This window comes from Hydrocarboniphaga sp., assembly GCF_028291725.1.
Classification (GTDB): Bacteria; Pseudomonadota; Gammaproteobacteria; order Nevskiales; family Nevskiaceae; genus Hydrocarboniphaga.
Genome location: NZ_JAQGNT010000117.1, coordinates 1 through 4,814, shown reverse-complemented (window position 1 = coordinate 4,814; position 4,814 = coordinate 1). Strand labels below are relative to the sequence as shown.

Sequence of the window (4,814 nt, the reverse complement as noted above, 5' to 3'; positions counted from 1 at the left end):
TGCAAGCACACCAGTGCGGTGACGGCCTCCCTTCCTCACGCACCCTCTATCTTGAAACCTTCCACAATCGCGCGCACCCCGTTTGCTTCGCGATTACGGCGCAGGTCGGCGCTGTAGGCTCCTACAGGTCAATTTCGACCGGCCTCTTCCGCCGTCAATGTCCGGAACGAATGCGGATGCCTCAAGTTGAACTCGTCGACGTGCCGCCGCGCCGTCGGGTCGAAGCCTTCGCGGCGGATGCGTTCCACCAGCTCCGCGAACACCGGATCGCGCTTGACGTCGGTGGCACTGGCGGCTCGCGGCAGCTGGTAGTCGGCGATGATCTTGGCGCCGCGGTTGACCCCGGCGCCTTCGCCGCGCCGGTCGCGGTAGTACTGCGACAACACCAGGATGCGCGTGCCGAGAAACACCGCTTCTTCCAGGTCATGAGTGACGAAGAACACCGTCATCCGCTCGCGCTCCCACAGCTCCAGCAGGAACAGCTGCATCTGCTCGCGCGTGTCCGGGTCGAGCGCGCCGAAAGGCTCGTCCATCAGCAGCACGCGCGGCCGCAGAATCAGCGCCTGCGCGATCGCGACTCTCTGCTGCATGCCGCCGGAGAGCTGGTGCGGGTACTTGTCGGCGTGCTCGGCCAGGCGCACGCGCTGCAGGTATTCCATCGCCTCCTCAATCAGCTGCCGGCGCCGCGTCAGCCAGGCCAGCGGGCTGCATTGCAGGCGCCGGCCGAGCACCACGTTGTCGAGCACGCTTAAGTGCGGATAGCTGGAATAGCGCTGGAACACGATGCCGCGCCTGGGGTCGGGATGGCCGACGTCGGCGCCTTCGATCGTCACGCGCCCGGCGTCGGGGAATTCCTCGCCGAGGATCTGCCGCAGCAGGGTCGACTTGCCGCAGCCGCTGGGGCCGACCAGGGTGCACAGCTCACCCTCGCCCACCGACAAATCCACGTTGTCGAGCACCCGCTTGGGGCCGTAGGACTTGTACAGGTCCTCGATGTGCAGGAAGTTGGCTTTCGCGGCGCTCATCCGCGCGCCGCCTGGTACCAGGGGAAGCGCCAGCGCAGCAGGCCGCGCAGCGCCAGGTCCATCGCAAAACCGAGCAGCGTGATCCACAGGACGTACGGCAGGATCACGTCCATCGCCAGGTAGCGGCGCATCAGGAACACACGGTAGCCGAGCCCGGCGTCGGCCGCGATCGCCTCGGCCGCGATCAGGAACAGCCAGGCCGCGCCCAGCGACAGCCGCAAGGACGCGATCAGCCGCGGCCACAGCTGCGGCAATACGATGCCGTAGGTGAGCCGCAGCGGCGTCGCGCCCAGGGTCAGCGCCTTGGTGATCTGCTCGCGCGGCATCTGTGCGACCTGGGCGGCGATGTCGCGCGTGATCACCGGCACCACGCCGATGAAGATCAGCGCGATCTTCGACAACTCATCGACTCCCAGCGAGATGAACAGGATCGGCAGCACCGCCAGCGGCGGCACCATCGACAGGAAGGTCACGAACGGCATGCCGCCGGCGGACATGCCCGGGAACAGGCCGATGTTCAGTCCGAGCAGCAGGCCGACCAGCGCGGCCAGGCCCAGTCCGATCAGCAGACGTTGCAGGCTCGCGGCGGTGTCAGCCCACAACAGGCGCTTGCCGCTGCGCGCGTCCACGCCAAAAGCCATGCGCTGAGCCGCGTCGAGCATCTGGCCGGCGGTGGGCAGGACTTTGTCGGCGGGGTTGTCCTGGTGCCGCTGATGCGAGGCGAGGCCGTAGGCGAGCATCAGCAGCAGAAACGGGATCGCGGCCAGCAACCAGCCGAGCCGGCGGCCGGGGCGAGCATGCAGGCCCCAGAGTCGTGGATGGCGATTCGAACTCATAATCTGGTCTCCTTCCCCCGCGAGCGGGGGAAGGCCGGGATGGGGGCATGACGATGGAGTTGCTCCGCGACTTCTCGCCCCCACCCGCGTTTGGCCCAAGGCCAGGAGTGACTCAATGTCACTCCTGGTTCAGCCAAAGGCCCTCCCCCGCGCGCGGGAGGGAATAAAAGAAAGCTACAGCTTCCCGTCAGCCGCGGCCTTCATGTACTTGTCGGTGAAGTGCAGCTTGAGGTTGTCGCTCTTGCCCAGCGAGCTGCCGTCGTTGAAACCGATGCCGACCACGTCGACCGAGGTCGCGTTCTCGCCGAACAGGCCCTTGGAGAACGAGAACTGGCGGACCTTGTCCATGGTCTTGGACACGTCGGCCGAGGCGGTGAACGCGGCCGCGTCGCCCGGCTTGTAGAACATCGCGGTGGTCTTGAGCTGGCTCCGGAAGTCGTCGATCGAGGCGCCGGAGGCCTTGGCCATGTACTCGATCGCGGCGTCAGTCTCGGGGCCGCTGGCCGTCATGATGCCCATGACCTCGTACCAGGCACCGGTCAGCGCCAGCTTCAGGCTGTCCGGGGCGGCGCTCTTGACCACCAGCAGGTCCATGATTTCACCCGGGATCGCGCTGGAATCAAAGATCAGCTTGGCGCCGGGCGCCTGTTTGGCCTGCGCCAGCGGCGGGTTCCAGGTCACCGCCGCGCCGTTGGCGTCGGAGGTGAACACCGCGGCGATGTCGGCATCACTGGTGTTGACCAGGGTGACGTCCTTCTCGCTCATGTCGTTCATGTCCAGCGCGCGCGCCAGCAGGTAGTGCGACACGGTCAGCTCGACCAGGTTGATCTTGCGGCCCTTGAGCGCCTTCACTGATGCGGCTTTCTTGACCACGATGCCGTCGTTGCCGTTGCTGAAGTCGCCGACTACGACCGCCTGACTGTCGACGCCGCCGACCGCCGGGATCGTCAGCGCGTCCATATTGGTCATCACGCAGGCGTCGAACTTGCCGGCGGTATAAAGATTGATCGACTCGACGTAGTCGTTGACCAGCGTCAGTGAGATGTCGATGCCGTACTTGTCGGCCCACTTCTTCAATATTCCGGAGTGCTCGGCGTAGCCCCAGGGCTCCCAGCCGACGTAGTGCGACCAGGCGACTGCGAACTTGGGCTTCTCGGCCGGTGCAGCGGCGGCGGCCGGAGCGGCCGGTGCGTCAGTGGCGGGTGCGGCGTCCTTCTTGCCGCAGCCGGCGAGGCCAGCGGTGGCCAGCAGCGCCGCGACGGACAGCCATCGCAGCGACTTGTTGAATCCCTTGAGCATGTTGAATCCCCCTTGAAGTTCTTGATGGAGCGGCTAGCTCCTGCATGGGTCCTGCCAACGCCGGGCTAGCTGGTGATCTCGATGCTGAAATCCTTGGCTGCCTTCTCGGCGTGCTCGAAGCGGCGGATCGTGGTTTCCGACTCGGCCGCGAGCTGGTCCATCTCGGTGATGTTCTGCGCCATCCGCGGCAGCGCCTCCTGGCGGTAACGCGAGATGTCGTCCAGCGCGGAACGCACGTCGGCGAAGGCCTTGCGCAGCACCTCGATCGACAGCTGCGTGCCGCTGGCCTGCTTGTGGATCTCGGCACCCTGGGTTTTCAGGCGCTCGGCGGTGCCGGCGATCAGGTTCTCGGTAGTGGCGCTGATCGCCTGCACTTTTTCGAGCACGATCTTCTGGTTGGCCAGCGCCAGGGCCAATGTAACAGCGACCTGCAGGGCACTGACGGTCACATTCAGGGCGCGATTGACGCCGCGGATCAGCTCTTTGTTATTGCGAATGACCATTTCCATGGTCAGGAAGCCCTGCTGGTTGACCAGCAACTGCTGCTGCAGATCCTGGATGCGCTGGCGCAATGGGAACAGCAGCTCCTCGCTGACGAAGCGATGGCGCGGATCGTCCGACGCGATATCGGTGTCGAGCGCGCCCTGCAGGCGGGCATCGATCAGCTGGCCGAGCTGCACCGCGCGGCTCAGCTTCAAGGTCAGCGCGCGCATCGCCTTCTGGTCCTCGGTCAGCGTGACATTGTCGCGCTTGAGCTGGTCCTGGCCGGCGCGCAGCGACTTCATGATCGCGTCGATCGTGGTTGACGCCGACTCGTAGCGCGAGAAGTAGCGCTTCAGCGGCGTACCCAGGCCCGGAATGTAACCGAGCACCCGCGACGTAAATCCGGCGTCGAGATTCAGGCGCGCCGGATCCAGATCCTCGACCTGCATCTTCAGGTCAATCAAGGAGCTGGCGACAGCGCCGCCCTCCTCGCCGCTCTTCATCAGCTGGGTCAGCGGCTGCTTCAGCATCGCGCTGCGGCGTGCCGCATCCTTCTGCAGATCGATGCCCATGGACTCGATCGCCGCCTTGGTCTTCTCCTGCGCGTCCTGGTCGTTCAGGTCGAGCTTGAGAATGCGCGCGGCGACGTCGTCGGCCTGGCTCACCAGCGCCGGGTCGGCGCCGGCGGCCGGCGCCTGCAGGCCTGCCGGGTCGCTCAGCTGCAGTTCGTCCCGCAGCTGTTGCGAGTCGGCCAGCATGAGTGGCGCAGATGCCGGTGTCGCGGCCTGGTTGGTGACGGTGCTGCTGGTGCTGGTCATTGCGCTGCGCCCCGTGCTGCGCCCTTGGAGTACCGAAAGGCGGATTTACCACGACCGTCCGGCAGCCCCAGAGTGTAGACCATGAGGGTGGCATTCCCGCAACGGCATACTTCCTGCGAAAGTGAGTCCGTGCTGATGCATCGAACAGAGCAGAGGTCGCCCCGGCAATCCGGCCGGCGGTCGGATTCGCTTTCACTGCGGTTCGAAACGGGATCGGTCACGGCCGTCGGCACTCCAGGCATTGCTCTTTACGACTTCAAGCCCAGCTCAGAGCCAGGCGTGGTATGCGCTGAGCCGTTCGTTAGGGAATTTCTACCGCACGCGCGGTCCAAGGAATGGCTAGCGCAGGGCTT

4 protein-coding genes are annotated in these 4,814 nt (G+C 65.6%); all 4 read right to left on the bottom strand.

The features are described from left to right. Positions 1–128 precede the first annotated feature (128 nt). A complete protein-coding gene (locus tag JWQ90_RS28680; protein WP_299698520.1) occupies positions 129–1,025 on the bottom strand; it encodes an ABC transporter ATP-binding protein in 897 nt (298 codons plus the stop codon). Continuing rightward, positions 1,022–1,861, bottom strand: coding sequence for an ABC transporter permease subunit (locus JWQ90_RS28675; protein WP_299698519.1), 840 nt, complete (start codon positions 1,859–1,861; stop codon positions 1,022–1,024). The genes JWQ90_RS28680 and JWQ90_RS28675 overlap by 4 nt, the downstream gene beginning before the upstream one ends. 174 nt (positions 1,862–2,035) lie before the next feature. Further along, positions 2,036–3,160 carry a putative urea ABC transporter substrate-binding protein gene (locus JWQ90_RS28670; protein WP_299698518.1) on the bottom strand — a complete coding sequence of 375 codons (1,125 nt, stop codon included), beginning with the start codon at positions 3,158–3,160 and terminating at the stop codon, positions 2,036–2,038. 65 nt (positions 3,161–3,225) lie between these two features. After that, a complete protein-coding gene (locus JWQ90_RS28665; protein WP_299698517.1) occupies positions 3,226–4,461 on the bottom strand; it encodes a toxic anion resistance protein in 1,236 nt (411 codons plus the stop codon). Between the last annotated feature and the right edge of the window lie 353 nt (positions 4,462–4,814).

Bases quoted from the DNA above. Each gene is read 5' to 3' on its own strand.
- JWQ90_RS28680 (WP_299698520.1), bottom strand. From the start codon at position 1,025: ATGAGCGCCGCGAAAGCCAACTTCCTGCACATCGAGGACCTGTACAAG.
- JWQ90_RS28675 (WP_299698519.1), bottom strand. From the start codon at position 1,861: ATGAGTTCGAATCGCCATCCACGACTCTGGGGCCTGCATGCTCGCCCC.
- JWQ90_RS28670 (WP_299698518.1), bottom strand. From the start codon at position 3,160: ATGCTCAAGGGATTCAACAAGTCGCTGCGATGGCTGTCCGTCGCGGCG.
- JWQ90_RS28665 (WP_299698517.1), bottom strand. From the start codon at position 4,461: ATGACCAGCACCAGCAGCACCGTCACCAACCAGGCCGCGACACCGGCA.